The sequence below is a fragment of the Aurantiacibacter rhizosphaerae genome, from assembly GCF_009807005.1.
Classification (GTDB): domain Bacteria; phylum Pseudomonadota; class Alphaproteobacteria; order Sphingomonadales; family Sphingomonadaceae; genus Alteraurantiacibacter; species Alteraurantiacibacter rhizosphaerae.
Map to the genome: position 1 here is coordinate 23,914 of NZ_WUBR01000003.1, position 17,089 is coordinate 41,002.

Here is a 17,089-nt window from a genome sequence, read left to right on the forward strand (position 1 = left end):
TCTGGTGGCGGCAGGCAAGGCAAGGGTATGGCATCCACCACTGGTATTGCTGACACGACTCCTGATGTAACCGAAGGTGTCGAAGGCGAAGACGGCGTTCGTCGTCGCGATTTTATCAATATCGCCGCGGTTTCCGCAGCGGGCGTGGGCGGTCTTGCCGTACTGCTGCCGCTGGTAAGCCAGATGGCGCCTTCGAAAGACGTGCTGGCCGAAAGCACGACGGAACTGGATATCTCCAGCCTGGACGTGGGCCAGTCGATCAAGGCCGTGTTCCGCAAGCAGCCGATCTTCGTGCGCCGCTTGACCCCGGCAGAGATTGAGGCGGCCAATGCCGTCAACACCTCCTCCCTGCGTGATCCGCAGACGCTGGAAGAACGCACCAAGCCGGGCCATGAAAGCGTGCTGGTGGTGATGGGCGTTTGTACCCACCTTGGCTGTGTGCCGCTTGGCGCACAGGAAGGTGAGAACAAGGGCGAGTTCGGCGGATATTTCTGCCCCTGCCACGGTTCGCACTACGACACGGCAGCCCGTATCCGTAAGGGTCCGGCGCCTTCCAACCTTGTCGTTCCCGACTATGAATTCACGTCCGACACGACCCTCGTGATCGGCTGAGGCGAGAGAGAAGAAAATGAGCTTCCCCTGGGCCAAGGAATACACCCCGCAAAACGGCGTGATGAAGTTTTTCGACGAGAAGCTGCCGCTTCCTCGCTTCATCTACAACGCGGTGGGCGCCGGCTATCCGGTGCCGCGCAACCTCTCCTATTTCTGGAATTTCGGCGTTCTCGCCGGGTTCTTCCTGGTTTTGCAGATCGTCACCGGCGTCGTGCTGGCGATGCATTATGCCGCGAACACGCAGGTCGCCTTCGCCACGGTGGAGCACATTGCGCGTGATGTGAACTGGGGTTGGCTGATGCGTTATACGCACGCCAACGGCGCCAGCTTCTTCTTCGTCGTCATCTACATCCACATCTTCCGCGGCCTGTTTTACGCATCGTACAAGCCGCCGCGCGAAATGATCTGGCTGATCGGCGTCGTTATCTTCCTGCTGATGATGGCCACCGCCTTCATGGGCTATGTGCTGCCGTGGGGCCAGATGAGCTTCTGGGGCGCGCAGGTTATCACCGGCCTGTTCGAGGCGATCCCGCTGGTCGGCCCGCCGCTGAAGACCTGGCTGCTGGGTGGTTTTGCGCCGGACAATGCCGCGCTGAACCGCTTCTTCAGCCTGCACTTCCTGCTGCCCTTCGTGATTGCAGGTGCCGTTATCCTGCACATCTGGGCGCTGCATATTCCCGGCTCCAGCAACCCCACGGGCGTTGAAGTGAAGACCGAGAGCGACACTGTGCCGTTCCACCCTTACTACACCGCCAAGGATGGCTTCGGACTGGGCGTTGCGCTGATCGTGTTCATGACCTTCGTGTTCTTCCTGCCGAACACGCTGGGCCACCCCGATAACTATATCGAGGCGAACCCGCTCTCCACGCCTGCGCACATCGTGCCGGAATGGTATTTCTATCCGTTCTACGCGATTCTGCGTGCCTTCACCTTCGACTTCATCCTGCCGGCAAAGCTGTGGGGCGTGCTGGCCATGTTCAGCGCAATCCTGGTGTGGTTCTTCCTGCCCTGGCTGGACAAGGGTCCGGTCCGCAGCGGCCACTATCGCCCGCTGTTCCGCAAGTTCTTCTGGTTCGGCCTGATCCCGGTCATGGCAGTGCTGTTCTATTGCGGCGGCGCCCCGGCTGAAGAACCCTATGTGATGATCAGCCAGATCGCGACTGCATATTACTTCCTCCATTTCCTGGTGATCCTACCAATCATCTCCTCGATTGAACGGCCCGATCCGCTGCCGTTCTCTATCACCGAGGCGGTGCTGGGATCCGACAAGAAAGCCGTGCTGGGCGAAAACGCCGAGCCGGTGGCCACCTGACGAGCCGAGATTAAGGGAAAGACGAAAAAATGATCCGCCTTGTTGGTATCCTTGTTGGTCTTGGCTTCACCTTTGTGGTGTTGCTCGCCTTCGTCACCGGCGCTTACACCGCTGCGACCGAAGAAGTGGCCGAAACCGCAGAACACGCCTTCCATGAAGAGGCCCACGGCCCTGAAGCTGGCTATTCCTTCGATGGTGTCTTCGGCACCTGGAATTATGCCCAGCTGCAGCGCGGCTATCAGGTCTACAAGGAAGTGTGCTCCGCCTGTCACTCGCTGAAATTCGTGGCCTTCCGCGATCTTGCGCAGCTCGGCTATTCCGAAGCGCAGGTGAAGGCGGAAGCCGCCACCTGGCAGGTGCCCGGCATCAATCCGGACACGGGTGAAAACGAAATGCGTCAGGCTCTGCCGACCGATTATTTCCCTTCGCCCTATCCCAATGCCGTGGCTGCCGCTGCTGCCAACAACAACGCGATCCCGCCTGATCTTTCGCTGATGACGAAGGCCCGCCATCACGGCAGCAATTACGTCTACAGCCTGCTGACCGGCTATCAGCAGCCGCCAGAGCGCATGCTGGAAGATTTCCCTGACGCAGCGCCGGGCACAGGCCTGTATTACAACCCGTATTTCGCCAACCTCAACCTGGCGATGGCACCGCCGCTTACCAGCGACGGTCAGGTAACCTATGCCGATGGCACCGATGCCACGATCTCGCAGATGTCGCAGGATGTGGCTGCCTTCCTCACTTGGACTGCAGAGCCTGCGCTGATCAAGCGCAAGCAGACCGGCCTGCCGGTGCTGGGCTTCCTGCTGTTCGCAACGATCCTTGCCTGGTTCGCCAAGAAGCAGGTCTGGGCCGACGTGAAGCCCAAGCGCCGCAAGGACTAGAGGCAAAATTGCCGGATACAGATCCGGGGCTGGGGCGTGATGGGTTGAAAGACCTGATCCGCACGGTCCCGGATTTTCCGTCTCCGGGTATTCAGTTCCGCGATATCACCACGCTGCTCGCCGATGCCGAAGGGCTGGCGGCTTCTGTCGATATGCTGGCCGAACTTGCCAGCGATCTGCGCGTGGACAAGGTGGCCGGGGTGGAAGCGCGCGGCTTCATCTTCGGAACCGCGCTCGCCATTCGCCTTGGCAAAGGCTTTGTCCCCTTGCGCAAGGCCAACAAATTGCCGGTGGAGTGCATCGGCGAAGATTACGCGCTGGAATATGGCGAGGCGCGGCTGGAACTCGATCCTTCCATCATTACCGCAGACGAGAACGTGCTGCTGGTGGATGATCTGCTGGCAACAGGCGGCACTGCCCTGGCAGGGGCGCGCCTGCTGCGCCGGGCCGGGGCCATGGTGTCACATGCACTGTTCGTGATAGAGCTGCCCGAACTGGGCGGTGCGCAAGCTTTGGCCGATGCCGGATTAGAGGCCAAGGCGTTGCTCCAATTCGGCGGCCGTTGACGTTCCTCCCCCATGGGACCTAGGTCCCTATGGGAAAGTTATGGGAAGTCAGGCATTATTGCTGATTATCGGGGCTTCATGAAGGCGGGCGACTAATGGAAGAACAGGCGATCGTGATCGCGCTGGTCGGTGTTTTGGGCATCGGCGCGCAATGGGTGGCTTGGCGCACCGGTTGGCCGGCCATCGTGCTGATGCTGGCCGCAGGTTTTCTTGCCGGCCCCGTTCTTGGTATCATGGACCCGGAGACTGCCTTTGGCGGAATGCTGGAGCCGATGATCTCCATCGGTGTTGCGCTGATCCTGTTCGAAGGCGGCCTGAGCCTGGAATTCCGCGAATTCCGCAAATATGGCGGCGGCGTGTGGCGCCTCGTCATATTCGGCGTTCCGCTTGGCTGGCTGTTCGGCTCGCTTGCGGGCTATTACATCGCCGGCCTCGTCTGGCCGGTTGCCATCCTGTTTGCCGGCATCCTGGTGGTCACCGGCCCTACCGTGGTTATTCCGCTGCTGCGGCAGAGCGCCGTGCAACAGCGGCCCGCCGCACTTCTGAGATGGGAAGCTATCGTAAACGATCCCTTCGGCGCGCTGTGTGCCGTGATCGCTTATGAATATTTCCGCAGCACCGCCGCTACTGGCGGCACGGCCTATGAAGTGGTGCCCGAAATCGCCATCGCCGCGGGCATCTCCGGCCTGATCGGCTTTGCCGCGGCATGGATCATCGCATGGAGCTTCCCGCGCGGCTTCGTGCCTGAATTCCTGAAAGTGCCGGTACTGCTGGTGGCCGTGGTCGGCACTTTCGTGATCTGTAACAAGATCGAGCATGAGGCTGGCCTGCTGGCCGTGACCGTGATGGGCATCGCGCTTGCCAACATGCATGTCTCCAGCTTGCGCAGTATCCATCCGTTCAAACAGAACATCGCCGTGCTGCTGGTGTCGGGCATCTTTATCCTGCTGTCGGCCAGTCTGGATCTCGATCAGTTGCGCCAGTTCGAATGGCAATTCGGCCTGTTCCTGCTCGCCCTGCTGTTCCTGGTGCGCCCGGCAACGGTTCTGCTCAGTCTGCTGTTCTCCGACGTGCCCTGGAACGAGCGATTGTTCCTGGCGTGGATTGCGCCGCGCGGCATCGTGCTGGTGGCCATCTGCGGCCTGTTCGCGCTGCGCCTGGAAGATCTTGGCTATGCCGATGGCACGATCCTGATCGGGCTGAGCTTTGCCGTGGTCGTCACCACCATCGTGGCGCATGGCTTCACCATCGACATCGTGGCAAAGCTGCTGAAGGTGAAGGGCGCAACGCAGCCCGGCATCGTCATCGTGGGTGCAACGCAGTGGACGGTTGCCCTTGCGCGGCAGCTGCATGATCTGGGCACGCCCGTGATGCTGGTGGATTCAAGCTGGCAGAAGCTGAAGCCCGCACGGGCCGCTGGCCTGCCCACCTATCACGGCGAAATCCTGAACGAAGCGACCGAGCACAATCTGGATATGACGCCGTATCAGGTGCTGATCGCGGCCACCGATAATGAGGCGTATAACACCCTCGTGTGCTCTGAATTCGCGCCGGAAATCGGCACGGACAGGGTCTATCAGCTGGGCGAGGGTGCGGATCATGACGATCACCGCGCCATCCCTTCCAGCCTGCGTGGCCGGTCGCTCTTCCATTCCGGCTTCGGAGTGGACGATGTGCAGCAACGGCAGATGGAAGGGTGGGAGTTCCGCCGCACCAAGCTGTCCGACAAGTTCAGTGTCGAGGATGCGCGCGAAGCTCTGCCAGAGGCGGCCAGCATGCTGATGCTGGTGGAATCGGATGGCGACCTGCGCTTCTTCACCCACGCCGCCGCACCAGAACCGCAACCGGGAGATACGATCATCTCCTATTCTCCGCCACGCGCCAGCACGGCCGAGGAAAAGGCTGCGAAACGCAATGGAAAAGGCGGCAACAAGCCGCAACCGGCATGAGGATGCAGGATATGAAGACCAAACTCACCATCGCCGCGGCGGCATCGCTTGCACTGTTCCTGTCCGCCTGCGAATTGCGGCAGGACGCTGACGGTGAAGAGCCCGTGGCGGCGGAAGAGGGCAATACCCTCGATCCATCGGCCACGCCCGTGCCTTCGCCCACGCCCAGTGGTAGCGCATCGCCTGTCGCCTCCATCATTCGCGAGGATGCTGCGCCCGATACCAAGACCGCGGAACTGCCGGTGCAGCCTGTTGAGATGACGCTGCCGTTTCCCGATGGCTCCGACATTTCGGAGGCAGCGGAACGGCGCCTTGCCGGCCTGATGAAACAGCGGGCGATAGAGGAAGACTGGCCGGTGATCCTTGGCGGTCACACCGATTCGGGCGGAAACGATCAGGCCAATCTGCGGGCATCGCGTGCCCGTGCCGAAGCCGTGGCCGCCTGGCTGGTGGAGCGCGGCGTGGACGATGACAGGATCGAGATCATCGCCTTTGGCGAGCAGAACCCCATCGCCCCCAACGCCATGCCCGATGGCACCGCCAATGAAGAGGGCCGCCGCAAGAACAGGCGCGTGGTTATCCGCATCGCTCCGCCAGAGCCGGCTGACGGCGATACGGACGAAGAAAACGCGAGCAGCGATCAGGACGCTTGACGAGAGCCCGGTTCCGGTGGCATCGGCGTGGGCCGAGCGGGCGGGTATAGCTTAGTGGTAAAGCCCCAGCCTTCCAAGCTGGTTATGCGGGTTCGATTCCCGCTACCCGCTCCAACTCCTTCTCCCTGAAATTGCAGACTGTCGCCAATATAGGCAACTGCGACCGGTGATCGGCCGCGGAAGAGGGCCATTCGCAAACTCCCAGACAGCTTTCGCTTAAATTGTGATAAGATGCTGGCGGGAGAGAATACTATGGCCAGCAAATATGAAGCCGAAGTCTACCGCTGCATGGATCCGGCAATCGCCCTTGTCGAAAGCCTGGATAATCCAATGCACCGGGCGATCCTGAAAAACTATTGCCGCCACGTGCATCTTGAAGGCGGCGGCATGTTCAAGGAAATCACCGCGCCCGACATGATGGCCGATGATCCGGTCTACCATTTCACCTGGGGTGACGGCTTCGTCGTCAAGGGACGGGCGGGCGTGTCCGATTTTTACGCCAGCATCGGCGACGTGGTGCTGTGGAACAGCGGTGACCAGATCGCGGTGGCCGATTGGGGCATTGCCGATGAAATGTGGTTTCACCAGATGGCGACCGGCGCAGAGCTGAAGAAGCTGGGTCAGCAGGTGGAGAAGGACGACGGGCTGTATATCGCGCATTCGCGGCAGGCCTTCATCTGGCCTTATGACGAGAACGCGCTGTTGAAGGGCGAACACATCTACGAGGACAAGGCCACGCTGACGATCGAGGAGATCGATCCGGCCGAATATATGACGCCGCAACGCGTGCGGGAAATTCACCGCGAATGCCTGACCGATCTGGAAGAACGCTGGGGCGCCGAATACTGGGTCTATCGCCCCTGATTGCCTCGCAAGTAATCAGTCTACGCTGACGAGACCGGCTTGTTGTCGATCAGCCGGGTCTGGCCGATGCGCGCGGCCACGAACAGCCGCGCATTGCCATTGTCGCCATCCAGCGCGGCAATACTGTCGGCATCGCGAAGTTCGGCGTAATCGACGCGGGAGAAGCCTGCGCCCAGCAGTTCATCCTCGAGCATGGCAAGCGTGGCAGCAGTTTCCTGTCCGTCGCGGATGCGGGCAATCGCCTCGTCCATGGCGCGGGGCAGGGTGGCGGCGGCGGCGCGGTGCGTTGCAGAGAGGTAGGCGTTGCGGCTGCTCATCGCCAGGCCATCGGGATCGCGCACGATTGCCGCGCCGTGAATGGCATCGGCGTGGGGCTGCACAAGGTCCAGATCGCGGGCCATGCGGCGGATCACGGCGAGCTGCTGCCAGTCCTTTTCCCCGAACAGCGCAATGTCTGGGCGGACCTGGTTGAACAATTTGCACACCACCGTTGCCACACCGTCAAAATGGCCGGGTCGATCCGCGCCGCACAGCCCGTCGCTCACACCGTTGACGGAGATGTTGGTGGCATAGCCTTGCGGATACATCGCGCTGGCATCGGGCGCCCACAGTAGGACCACTCCCTCCGCCTCCAGCTTGGCGCTATCCTCTGCCAGCTGGCGGGGATAGGCGTCCAGATCCTCCCCTTCGCCAAACTGGCGGGGGTTCACGAAAATCGAAACCGCCACGTGATCGGCCAGCTTTGCCGCCTCCCGCACCAGCGTCAGATGCCCTTCGTGCAGCGCGCCCATCGTGGGGACGAGCGCGATTGTGCCCGTTTTGCGGATTTCATCCACAGCTAGGCGAAGGTTGGGCAGGGTGGTGACGGTTTGCATGGGCGCGGCGCTCCGATAGACTGTGTGCCACGGCCTAGCGCCCAAGACAGCTAAGAGAAAGACCGCCTGTGACAGCCCCGCATCGTATCGTGTTCGCCAATGAAAAGGGTGGCACCGGCAAATCCACCACTGCCGTGCACATCGCGGTGGCGCTGGCCTATCAGGGCGCAAGGGTTGCTGCCCTCGATCTGGATACGCGGCAGAAGACCTTCTTCCGTTATTGCGAGAACCGCGCCGAAACGCAGCGCAGGCGCAAGGTGCAACTGGCCGGCCCCAAGTTCGATATCTGCCACGGCGACACCATCGAAGCGCTGGAGGAGGAAGCCGCGCGCATTGGCGAAGGCATGGATTTCCTGCTGTTCGATACGCCGGGCCGTGACGATCCCTTCGCCCGCCACGTGGCCGCCAGCGCGGATACGCTGGTTACGCCGATGAACGACAGCTTCGTGGATTTTGACCTGATCGGGCAGGTGGATGCGGAGAATTTCAAGGTTCGCAAGCTCAGCTTCTATGCCGAACTGATCTGGGAGGCGCGGATCAAGCGCAGCCGGGTGCAGCTGGAGGAGCAGAAGCGCGAGATGGACTGGGTGGTTGTGCGCAACCGCACCGGCTACACCGATGCCCGCAACCAGCGCCGCATTGACGAGGCGCTGACTGAGCTTTCCAAGCGCGTGGGCTTTCGCGCGGTGCAGGGCCTGTCCGAACGCGTCGTCTATCGTGAGCTGTTTCCATCCGGACTTACCTTGCTGGACAAGGGGCACCTGGGGGAACTGGGCACCAGCCACCTGGTGGCCCGGCAGGAATTGCGCAACCTTGTGGCCAACCTGAAGCTGCGGGTGCCCAAGCATGGCGACGATGCCCCAAAGCTGGCGACAACGCCGATGGTTGAGCCTGCTTGACCCGCGGATGAGCAAGTTCATCATCATCATCGGCATCGTGATCCTGATGTATTACTGGATCTTCAAACGCTGGCCGTGGCAACCCAGGATCTCCACCCGGCAGCAGGCCGTGTTCAACGCGCGCAAGACGTTGGGCGTGGAGCAGAACGCCAACCGAAATGAAATAATTGCCGCGCATAAGCGCCTTGTCGCCATGGTCCACCCGGATCGGGGCGGCACCAATGCGCAGGTTCATGAGGCGAATGCCGCAAGGGACCTGTTGCTGGATGAGCTGCCCGATCAATTGCCCTGATGGCGCGCCCGCGGGCGTTCTAGGAAAGACCCATGAATCACCAATTCGATTCCACCGTCCTGCGCGAATATGACATTCGCGGCATTATCGGTGCAACGCTTGGCGCGGATGATGCGCGGGCCATCGGGCGCAGTTTCGGTACGCTGCTGCGCCGCGATTTGGAGCGGGAAGAGACGGGCCGCGAACGTGCGCCGCTGGTGGCCGTGGGCTATGATGGCCGCGTCAGCTCTCCCATGCTGGAACACGCCCTGATCGAAGGGCTTACAGGCAGCGGCTGCGATGTGCGGCGCATCGGCATGGGGGCAACGCCCATGCTGTATTACGCCGAAGCCTCAGCCGAAGAGGTGGATGGCGGCATTCAGATAACTGGCAGCCACAATCCCGCCAATTACAATGGCTTCAAGATGGTATTTCGTGGCCGACCGTTCTTCGGCGTCGATATCCAGCGGATCGGGGAACTCGCGGCCGGTGGCGATTGGCTCGACGGGACCGGCAGCGTTGAAAGCCTCGAAATCATCGAAGAGTATGTCGAGCGTCTCCTGGCTGCACTCTCCGGGGTGGACGCATCGGCGCTCTCCGGGCTTAAGGTCGGCTGGGACGCAGGGAACGGTGCTGCCGGCCCCGCGCTCGAGCTCCTCGCCAAGCGCCTTCCGGGTGAGCATCACCTGCTGTTTACTGAAGTCGACGGTAGTTTTCCCAATCATCATCCTGATCCCACTGTTGAGGCCAACCTTGCCGACCTCAGAAAACTTGTCGCGGAGAAGAACCTCCACTTCGGAGTGGCTTTCGACGGCGATGGCGACCGGATCGGCGCCATCGATGGCGAAGGCCGTGTCATCTGGGGGGATCAGTTACTCATGATTTACGCGGAGGACCTCCTCGCAAGACTACCTAGTTCCACGATTATCGCCGATGTGAAGGCCAGCCGCGCGCTGTTTGACGCGGTAGAAAAACACGGCGGCAAGCCCGTGATGTGGAAGACCGGCCACTCGCTGATTAAATCCAAAATGAAGGAAGTTTCCGCGCCGCTGGCAGGGGAAATGAGCGGCCACGTGTTTTTTGCCGACGATTATTACGGTTTCGACGATGCGCTGTACGCCGGCGTGCGCCTGATCGCCGCCTCTGCCCGGCTGGGCCGTACGGTTACGCAGTTGCGCGAAGAAATGCCCGCCATGCTCAACACGCCGGAATTGCGCTTTCAGGTGGACGAAAGCCGCAAGTTTGCCGCGATCGAGGAGGTGAAGGCGCGTTTGACAGGTCCGGATGTGCCCGAAGGCATAGAGGTCAACAAAATCGATGGCGTGCGGGTGAACACGCCCGACGGCTGGTGGCTGCTGCGCGCATCCAACACGCAGGATGTGCTGGTGGCCCGCGCCGAAAGCGATACCGAGGAAGGGCTGGCACGATTGTTGGGCCTGATTGACGAACAACTGGCACTAAGCGGCCTGCAACGCGGCGAAAGCGTGGGGCATTGAGAAATATGAATATGATGATCCGCAAAACGGCATTTGCACTGTTTGGCGCCGCAACGCTGGCGCTGTCCCCCGTGGCGGCAATTGCGCAGGACGACCCGGATATGGAACAGCTGGCGATGCTGGGCACCATGTTCGAGGTGGAACCGCTGACGCCGGAGCAGGAGGCTCGCCTGCCGATGGCGCGCGGCGTGGTGGAAAAGATCCTTCCCGAAGGTGCGATGATGGAAGTCATGGGCTCTGCCTTCAACGGCGTGCTTGGCCCGATCCTGGAAATGACGAATGAGGATGAAGGCGCGGCGCTGCAAGGCGCGCTGGGATATGCGCCGGAAGAGCTGGCAATTGGCGAGGACGCCTCTGCCGAGATCCTGAAAATGATCGATCCCGCCTGGAGGGAGCGTAACCAGGCGATCAGCACCATGACGCAGACCATGATGAGCGACATGATGACACGGATGGAGCCGATCATGCGGAACGTGATGAGCGAGCTTTACGCCATCCATTTCACGCAGGAAGAACTGGTCGACATCGATGGCTTCTTCTCCACGCCAAGCGGCCTCAGCTATGCGCGGCAATCCTATGCCATGGCGGGCGATCCGCGGATCATGGCGGCCATGTTCTCCGAACCGGACCTGTTGTTCGGCTCCTTCGCGCAAATGCCCGCCATGATGGAAGAAGCGCTGGCCGATGTGCCCCAGATGCGCAGCTATGCGGAGCTGAGCGAAACCGATCGCGCGCGCCTGATGAAACTGACGGGCCTTTCTGCAGAGGCGCTGGAAGAAGCCATGCAGGCGGCTGCGGAAACCAGCGCGATAGGCATGTAGACAGGGCAGGCATCGCCGCGATGCAACCATCGCCGTGGCTGGCGCGTTACTTCTACGAAGTGACAAGGCACCCGATGCACCAACCCCTGGCCAGTGAACCCGCCGCCCGATGTGGCGGTGCCAGACATATCTGCTCCTCAGGACGTGCCGATACGCACGTCTGCGCACGGGCCTGTGCGTATGACTGAACCCGCAATTCCGCCTGAAATCACCGACTGGTTCGCCAGCCGTGACTGGCGCGTGCGGCGGCACCAGGCGGAAATGCTGGCCGCGTCCGATGCCGGCAAGCACGCGATGCTGGTGGCCGATACGGGCGCGGGCAAGACGCTGGCGGGTTTCCTGCCGACGCTGGCAGCCTTCTGCCCATCCCGCATCGGGGAAGGGGAGCGACCGCAAGGATTGCACACCCTCTATATCTCGCCATTGAAGGCACTGGCGCATGATGTGCAGCGCAACCTGTTCACGCCCGTGGAGGAGATGGGGCTGGACCTGCGCATCGAAACGCGCAGCGGAGATACCCCGTCGGATCGCAAGCGCCGCCAGCGTGTGAAGCCGCCCAACATCCTGCTCACCACGCCGGAAAGCCTCTCTCTTCTGCTCAGTTTCGAGGATAGCCTCACCCTGTTCGAAGGGCTGAAACGCGTGGTGGTGGACGAGATCCACGCCTTCGCCACCCAGAAGCGCGGCGATCTGCTGGCGCTGGCGCTGTCCCGCCTGCAAGCCATCGCGCCCGATATGCAACGCGCCGCCCTTTCGGCCACGGTGGCTGATCCCGAAGGCTATCGCGGATGGATCGCGCCGTGGGGCGATCTGGATTGCGTGGAACTGGTGCAGGGGGAACAGGGCGCGGAGCCGGAGGTGGAGATCCTGCTGCCCGATGGCGAACGCGTTCCATGGGGTGGCCATGCTGCCACATGGTCCATCCCTCAGCTTTACGAACGGATCGCGAAGAACAACACCACGCTGGTGTTCACCAACACGCGCTTTCTGGCCGAGTACATCTTTCAGCATTTGTGGGATGCCAACGAGGAGAACCTGCCAATCGGCATCCATCACGGCTCTCTATCGAAAGAAGCGCGCCGCAAGGTGGAAGGCGCCATGGCGCGCGGCGAGTTGCGCGCATTGGTGTGTACGGCCAGCCTGGATCTGGGTGTCGACTGGGGCGATATAGACATGGTCGTGCAGATGGGCGCGCCCAAGGGATCGTCACGGCTGTTGCAGCGCATTGGCCGCGCCAATCACCGGCTGGATCAGCCCAGCCGTGCGCTGCTGGTGCCGGGCAATCGCTTTGAATTTCTGGAAGCCACCGCCGCCATGCAGGCCGTGGACGAGGGGCAGCGCGATGGCGAGGATTTCCGCCCCGGCGGGCTGGATGTGCTGGCGCAGCACGTGATGGCCTGTGCCTGCGCCGCGCCGTTTCGGGAGGATGAGCTGCTATCCGAAATCCGCTCCTGCTGGCCCTATGCCATGATCGATGCAGAGCAGTTCTCCCGCGTTCTGGAATTCGTGGCCACGGGTGGATACGCGCTGAAGGCCTACGACAAGTTCAAGCGGATCACGCGCGACGCGCAAGGCGTGTGGCGGCTCACCCACCCCGAACAGGCGCAGCGCCACCGCATGAATGCAGGGATCATCATCGATTCAGAGATGCTGGACGTGCGTTTCCGCAACGGCCGATCACTGGGGAAGGTGGAGGAGCGCTTCGCCGCATCGCTGCGCCCCGGTGACACCTTCCAGTTCAGCGGCGTGAACCTTGAGGTGGAGCAGATCAAGGACATGGAGCTGACGGTGCGCGCCAGTTCCAAGGCTGCGATGATCCCCAGCTATGGCGGCCTGCGCCTGCCGCTCACCACCCATCTGGCGGACCGCGTGCGCGCCCTGCTGGTGGACCGCGCGGGCTGGTCTCGCTTTCCCGATGATGTGCGCGAATGGCTGGAGGTGCAGGACTGGCGCAGTCACCTGCCGGGGCCGGACAATCTGCTGGTGGAAAGCTTCCCCCACGCGAAACGCCACTACACCGTCTATTACACCTTCGTAGGCTGGAATGCGAACCAGTCGCTGGGCATGCTGATCACCAAGCGGATGGAGGATCTGGGCCTGATGCCCGGTGGCTTCGTTGCCAATGATTACTCGCTGGCCGTCTGGGGGCTGAAGCCGGTGGAAGACCCACGCCCATTGCTATCGCCCGATATCCTGACGGAGGAATTCATCGACTGGGTGCAGGAATCGCACCTTCTGCGCCGCGCCTTTCGTGAAGTGGCAGTGATCGGCGGGCTGGTGGAGCGGCAGCATCCGGGCAAGCGCAAGACCGGGCGGCAGGTCACCTTCAGCACGGACCTGATCTATGACGTACTGCGCAAGTATGAGCCGGACCACGTGCTGATCGAGGCGGCATGGGCCGATGCCCGCACGCGCATGACGGATATTGGCCGGCTGGGCGATTTGCTCGATAGCGCGGCGGAGCGGCTGGACCACGTCACGCTGGATCGCGTCAGCCCGTTGGCGGTGCCGGTGATGGTGATGATCGGCCGTGAGGCAGTTCCGCAAGGCGCGCAGGATGACGAGCTGTTGCTGGAGGCGGAGACGCTGGCAGGCGCGGCGATGAGGGTGGACGGCCTGCCGGAAGATTTGAGCGACTAATTGTCTAAACGGCCAGCCATTGGAGCGGGCTCGGCAGTTCTTCGGCGCAATAATCTATTTGCAACACCCGGCGAGTGCGCGGCTTGATGCTTGCGGCAGAGGCGTGGAGGATTGGCGTCGAATAGGCCCAGACATCGCCTGCTTGGGCAATGCATCTCCGGATGGTGGACATGCCGACGACTTTGGCGATTTCAGGTTCTGGAATGAGACCCAATAGATGCGAACCTGCTGCGATATCGAGCGGGCCGTTGTCGAGGTTCACCTGATCCAGATGGATGCGTAAGGTTGCCATGCCCGCCAGCAGACCGAACGGAGGCTCCACGTGATGTATGCCCTGTTTGATTGTCCAGGTACTGAAGCCCGGCAATCGTATCGGTTTGCGCACTGCAATGGTTCTATCCTGATGCCAGGCCAGCGACCAATTGTGTTTCGCAGTCTTGTCGAATAGCACGGCGCGCACAGCCCGGGCCGGCCCGATCAGGTTTTGCGCAATGTTGTTGCAAACGCCCTGAGAGATTATCGGTGCAAGCTGGCGCAGGTCTGCCAATCGATGGCCCGCAGCATCGCCCGACCAAGGCGCAACGATTGCCTCGATTGCCGCAACGTTGCCAGCCAGGGCGCCGGGAAAATGTGCGGCCCCGATCGTCTTGAACTTGTTTAGCTGATCGTCATCCACGCGGACATGATGGGACTTTGCCGTTCGCGATGCAAACACAGCTCTTAATGGTAACGATCGTCAGTCCGCATCGAACTCGCGATATCGCTCATTCCCGACAAATGCGAACTTGTCGAGCTTTGCATCAGCCACCGCGTTGATGACCTTCACGCTATCGTTGTAGCTGGCATTCGCTTCGGGTTCGAACCGGATCACCGGCATTTCGGACTGCGTCCTTGCGCTGGCAAGGCGGGTCTCCAGTTGGCTTTGCGATACCGTTTCACCATTCCACAGCACGCCGCCGTTTTGCTGCACGACCAGCGCCACGCTTTCATAGTCGCTGGCGATCCCCTTTGGCGGGCCCGGCAGGTCCACGTCCAGCCGATGTGCGGCGATGGGGATGGAGAGGATGAGCATGACGAGCAGGACAAGCAGCACATCGATGAGCGGCGTGATATTGAGCGCGCTCATCGGCTGCGGCGTTGTGTTGAAGCTGCGATCAAGCATGCGAGAACGTATGGCCATGATACCTTCCTTATGTGTCACAACATAACATCACACATTACCGAAGGTGTCAAATTGCGGGGGGTGAGGCGCGGATGACAGGCACGAAAAAGGGGCGGATCGCTCCGCCCCTGATTTCTTCAGCTTATGCCAGAGGGACTATTCGCCCTTGGAGAAGCTGCGATATTTCTCGTTTCCAACGAAGCCGAACTTCGTGACACCGCTTGCCTTGATGATGTTGAGCACCTTGGCAGACAGATCGTAGCTGGCATTTGCTTCCGGCTCGAACTGCAGTTCGGGTTCCACCGCGAAGCCCAGTGACTCCTGCAGATTGCCAACCAGTTCACCCTGGCTGATCGGATCTGAATTCCAGAGAATCTGGCCGTCCGGGGTCAACACGATCTTGTTCTTTACCGGGTCGACATCCGGGGTGTTAGGATTGTTCGTGGGCGAAGGAAGATCGATATTGATCGCATGTGTCGCGACCGGGATCGTGATGATGAACATGATGAGGAGCACGAGCAGGACGTCGATCAACGGCGTCATGTTCATGTCCATCATCGGTTCGCCGTCGTCGCCGCCACCTGACATTGCCATGGGTTTTTACTCCTTGAAACTCTCTACCGCGCCGATCAACCGTTGGGGTCGACGGGGTTGGAAATAAATCCGATGGTCGGATAACCGGCCGCCTGGACGTTGAAAATCGTACCGGCAACACAGCGCCACGGCGCATCCTGGTCACCACGGATATGCACCTGCGGGATCAGGTCCGGATCAGCCATGATGGCATCGGCCCCGCCGGCACGCTGCACGATCGCATCGAGACGTTCGAAGGCGCGGTCGTAAAGTTCGCCGGAATCCACAAGCGTGGTGTTGTTCAGGAAGATCCGGCACTCTCCGTCGCGGCTCGCACCGGTGTACGCGGTGTTCAGCGTGCTGGGCGTGCGGCCTTCGGGGTCGGTGGTGGTCACCGTGATCAGCAGGTTCTCGACCTTGTCGTCGGACTCGATCGATTCGAAAATCGGGATTTCGAGTTCTTCGACGGTCTGGATGGCAACGGGAACCGCGATCAGGAAGATGATCAGCAGCACCAGCATGACATCCACCAGCGGCGTGGTGTTGATGTCTGACATCGGCGTTTCGCCGGCGCCATCTCCCATCGCTATGGCCATGTCTCTTGTCCTATCTCAGGTTACGTAATCTGGTGGCGGGCGCCTGCATGCGAAAGCGCCCGCCAATTCGGTTTAAGCCGGTGGCTTACTTCCTCGGTGCGTTCGGTGCAGTCGAGGTAGTGGTCGCACCCATCTTGGTGGTTGCGGGCTTTGCAGCCGTAGCTGGCTTGGCGGTCGCCGTGGTGGGCTTGGCCTGAACCATGGCAGGCTTCACGGCACCGTTCGAGGTGATGTTGGCCTGCAGATCGGTGGAGAAGCCGGAAAGCATCGCTGCGATCTTGCGGTTGCGGCTCATCAGGTAGTTGTAGGCGAACACAGCCGGCACAGCCACGATCAGGCCGATGGCGGTCATGATCAGTGCTTCACCAACCGGACCTGCAACCTTGTCGATCGAGGCAGAGCCCGAAATACCGATGTTGATCAGGGCGCGGTAAATACCGATCACGGTACCGAGCAGACCGACGAAGGGAGCGGTTGCACCCACCGTGGCGAGGAACGGCAGGCCGCCGTTGAGGCGTGCCATGATCGAGCTTTCCGAACGCTGCAGCGTACCGTGCAGCCAATCGTGCGATTCCAGGCTGTCATCCATCTTGGACGATTCGTCGCCGGCACGGATGCCGTCGTCAACCAGCTGGCGCCAGGCGCTGTTCTTGTCGAACTTGGAAGCGCCTTCCTTCAGCGAACCGGCACGCCAGAAATTGGCACGGTTCGAACGGTATTCCTTCATCACCTTGTTCTGTTCGAAAATCTTCGTGAACAGGATGTAGAAGGAGCCAACCGACATGATGATCATGATGGCAAGGATGGTCCAGGCGACGGGGCCGCCTTCTTCCATAGCTTTGATGAAGCCGAATTCGTTGACGGGGGCTTCGCCACCCGTGGCTGCTAGAATTTCGATAAGCATGCGATTAAG

Annotated in this window: 18 protein-coding genes and 1 tRNA gene; 13 read left to right on the forward strand and 6 right to left on the reverse strand. The window is 61.2% G+C overall.

What is annotated here, in order from left to right; translation table 11 throughout:
* The first annotated feature begins 27 nt into the window (after positions 1–27).
* From petA to GRF63_RS12430, 8 genes are all read left to right on the forward strand, one after another.
* Positions 28–612 (forward strand): ubiquinol-cytochrome c reductase iron-sulfur subunit, encoded by a 585-nt coding sequence (gene petA / locus GRF63_RS12395; RefSeq protein ID WP_160486868.1) that lies wholly within the window; start codon positions 28–30, stop codon positions 610–612.
* Between the two features lie 16 nt (positions 613–628).
* Positions 629–1,924 carry a cytochrome b gene (locus GRF63_RS12400; RefSeq protein WP_160486382.1) on the forward strand — a complete coding sequence of 432 codons (1,296 nt, stop codon included), beginning with the start codon at positions 629–631 and terminating at the stop codon, positions 1,922–1,924.
* Positions 1,925–1,953: 29 nt separating this feature from the next.
* Complete coding sequence (locus GRF63_RS12405; protein WP_160486383.1) at positions 1,954–2,811, forward strand: cytochrome c1; 858 nt, start codon at positions 1,954–1,956, stop codon at positions 2,809–2,811.
* A gap of 29 nt (positions 2,812–2,840) precedes the next feature.
* Positions 2,841–3,377, forward strand: coding sequence for an adenine phosphoribosyltransferase (locus GRF63_RS12410; protein WP_160486869.1), 537 nt, complete (start codon positions 2,841–2,843; stop codon positions 3,375–3,377).
* A 95-nt stretch (positions 3,378–3,472) separates the two neighbouring features.
* On the forward strand, positions 3,473–5,326 hold the full coding sequence (locus tag GRF63_RS12415) for a cation:proton antiporter (RefSeq protein WP_160486384.1): 1,854 nt from the start codon (positions 3,473–3,475) through the stop codon (positions 5,324–5,326).
* A gap of 11 nt (positions 5,327–5,337) precedes the next feature.
* A complete protein-coding gene (locus GRF63_RS12420) occupies positions 5,338–5,979 on the forward strand; it encodes an OmpA family protein (RefSeq protein WP_160486385.1) in 642 nt (213 codons plus the stop codon).
* 40 nt (positions 5,980–6,019) lie between these two features.
* Positions 6,020–6,093, forward strand: a tRNA-Gly gene (locus tag GRF63_RS12425).
* A 138-nt stretch (positions 6,094–6,231) separates the two neighbouring features.
* Entirely contained in the window at positions 6,232–6,843 is a 612-nt protein-coding gene (locus GRF63_RS12430; protein WP_160486386.1) for a hypothetical protein, read from the forward strand.
* Between the two features lie 20 nt (positions 6,844–6,863).
* On the opposite strand, the gene panC is transcribed toward GRF63_RS12430, so the two are convergent.
* Positions 6,864–7,718, reverse strand: coding sequence for a pantoate--beta-alanine ligase (gene panC / locus GRF63_RS12435; RefSeq protein ID WP_160486387.1), 855 nt, complete (start codon positions 7,716–7,718; stop codon positions 6,864–6,866).
* Positions 7,719–7,786: 68 nt separating this feature from the next.
* Here panC and GRF63_RS12440 point away from each other — a divergent pair, with 68 nt between their 5' ends.
* The 5 genes from GRF63_RS12440 to GRF63_RS12460 all read left to right on the forward strand — a co-directional run bounded on the left by GRF63_RS12440 (position 7,787) and on the right by GRF63_RS12460 (position 13,845).
* The gene (locus GRF63_RS12440) at positions 7,787–8,617 is read left to right on the forward strand and encodes a division plane positioning ATPase MipZ (RefSeq protein WP_160486388.1); all 831 of its coding nucleotides are present in this window, start codon (positions 7,787–7,789) and stop codon (positions 8,615–8,617) included.
* A 7-nt stretch (positions 8,618–8,624) separates the two neighbouring features.
* The gene (locus GRF63_RS12445; RefSeq protein WP_160486389.1) at positions 8,625–8,909 is read left to right on the forward strand and encodes a J domain-containing protein; all 285 of its coding nucleotides are present in this window, start codon (positions 8,625–8,627) and stop codon (positions 8,907–8,909) included.
* Between the two features lie 32 nt (positions 8,910–8,941).
* Complete coding sequence (gene pgmG, locus GRF63_RS12450; protein ID WP_160486390.1) at positions 8,942–10,384, forward strand: phosphoglucomutase/phosphomannomutase PgmG; 1,443 nt, start codon at positions 8,942–8,944, stop codon at positions 10,382–10,384.
* Positions 10,385–10,389: 5 nt separating this feature from the next.
* On the forward strand, positions 10,390–11,205 hold the full coding sequence (locus GRF63_RS12455) for a DUF2059 domain-containing protein (RefSeq protein ID WP_160486391.1): 816 nt from the start codon (positions 10,390–10,392) through the stop codon (positions 11,203–11,205).
* 180 nt (positions 11,206–11,385) lie between these two features.
* Positions 11,386–13,845: a ligase-associated DNA damage response DEXH box helicase gene (locus GRF63_RS12460; RefSeq protein ID WP_160486392.1), complete on the forward strand. Its 2,460-nt coding sequence runs from the start codon at positions 11,386–11,388 to the stop codon at positions 13,843–13,845.
* Positions 13,846–13,849: 4 nt separating this feature from the next.
* Here the strand turns inward: GRF63_RS12460 and GRF63_RS12465 are convergent, their stop codons facing one another.
* From GRF63_RS12465 to GRF63_RS12485, 5 genes are all read right to left on the reverse strand, one after another.
* A complete protein-coding gene (locus tag GRF63_RS12465) occupies positions 13,850–14,521 on the reverse strand; it encodes a phytanoyl-CoA dioxygenase family protein (protein WP_160486393.1) in 672 nt (223 codons plus the stop codon).
* Positions 14,522–14,581: 60 nt separating this feature from the next.
* Positions 14,582–15,025: an ExbD/TolR family protein gene (locus GRF63_RS12470; protein ID WP_160486394.1), complete on the reverse strand. Its 444-nt coding sequence runs from the start codon at positions 15,023–15,025 to the stop codon at positions 14,582–14,584.
* A 138-nt stretch (positions 15,026–15,163) separates the two neighbouring features.
* Positions 15,164–15,601 carry an ExbD/TolR family protein gene (locus GRF63_RS12475; RefSeq protein WP_160486395.1) on the reverse strand — a complete coding sequence of 146 codons (438 nt, stop codon included), beginning with the start codon at positions 15,599–15,601 and terminating at the stop codon, positions 15,164–15,166.
* 35 nt (positions 15,602–15,636) lie between these two features.
* The gene (locus tag GRF63_RS12480) at positions 15,637–16,176 is read right to left on the reverse strand and encodes an ExbD/TolR family protein (RefSeq protein WP_202131742.1); all 540 of its coding nucleotides are present in this window, start codon (positions 16,174–16,176) and stop codon (positions 15,637–15,639) included.
* Between the two features lie 85 nt (positions 16,177–16,261).
* The gene (locus GRF63_RS12485; protein ID WP_160486396.1) at positions 16,262–17,080 is read right to left on the reverse strand and encodes a MotA/TolQ/ExbB proton channel family protein; all 819 of its coding nucleotides are present in this window, start codon (positions 17,078–17,080) and stop codon (positions 16,262–16,264) included.
* Between the last annotated feature and the right edge of the window lie 9 nt (positions 17,081–17,089).

What these genes read in the sequence shown, in the direction of transcription:
- petA (WP_160486868.1), top strand. Translation starts at nt 28, where the DNA reads ATGGCATCCACCACTGGTATTGCTGACACGACTCCTGATGTAACCGAA.
- GRF63_RS12400 (WP_160486382.1), top strand. Translation starts at nt 629, where the DNA reads ATGAGCTTCCCCTGGGCCAAGGAATACACCCCGCAAAACGGCGTGATG.
- GRF63_RS12405 (WP_160486383.1), top strand. Translation starts at nt 1,954, where the DNA reads ATGATCCGCCTTGTTGGTATCCTTGTTGGTCTTGGCTTCACCTTTGTG.
- GRF63_RS12415 (WP_160486384.1), top strand. Translation starts at nt 3,473, where the DNA reads ATGGAAGAACAGGCGATCGTGATCGCGCTGGTCGGTGTTTTGGGCATC.
- GRF63_RS12420 (WP_160486385.1), top strand. Translation starts at nt 5,338, where the DNA reads ATGAAGACCAAACTCACCATCGCCGCGGCGGCATCGCTTGCACTGTTC.
- GRF63_RS12430 (WP_160486386.1), top strand. Translation starts at nt 6,232, where the DNA reads ATGGCCAGCAAATATGAAGCCGAAGTCTACCGCTGCATGGATCCGGCA.
- panC (WP_160486387.1), bottom strand. Translation starts at nt 7,718, where the DNA reads ATGCAAACCGTCACCACCCTGCCCAACCTTCGCCTAGCTGTGGATGAA.
- GRF63_RS12445 (WP_160486389.1), top strand. Translation starts at nt 8,625, where the DNA reads ATGAGCAAGTTCATCATCATCATCGGCATCGTGATCCTGATGTATTAC.
- pgmG (WP_160486390.1), top strand. Translation starts at nt 8,942, where the DNA reads ATGAATCACCAATTCGATTCCACCGTCCTGCGCGAATATGACATTCGC.
- GRF63_RS12455 (WP_160486391.1), top strand. Translation starts at nt 10,390, where the DNA reads ATGAATATGATGATCCGCAAAACGGCATTTGCACTGTTTGGCGCCGCA.
- GRF63_RS12460 (WP_160486392.1), top strand. Translation starts at nt 11,386, where the DNA reads ATGACTGAACCCGCAATTCCGCCTGAAATCACCGACTGGTTCGCCAGC.
- GRF63_RS12470 (WP_160486394.1), bottom strand. Translation starts at nt 15,025, where the DNA reads ATGGCCATACGTTCTCGCATGCTTGATCGCAGCTTCAACACAACGCCG.
- GRF63_RS12475 (WP_160486395.1), bottom strand. Translation starts at nt 15,601, where the DNA reads ATGGCAATGTCAGGTGGCGGCGACGACGGCGAACCGATGATGGACATG.
- GRF63_RS12480 (WP_202131742.1), bottom strand. Translation starts at nt 16,176, where the DNA reads ATGGCCATAGCGATGGGAGATGGCGCCGGCGAAACGCCGATGTCAGAC.
- GRF63_RS12485 (WP_160486396.1), bottom strand. Translation starts at nt 17,080, where the DNA reads ATGCTTATCGAAATTCTAGCAGCCACGGGTGGCGAAGCCCCCGTCAAC.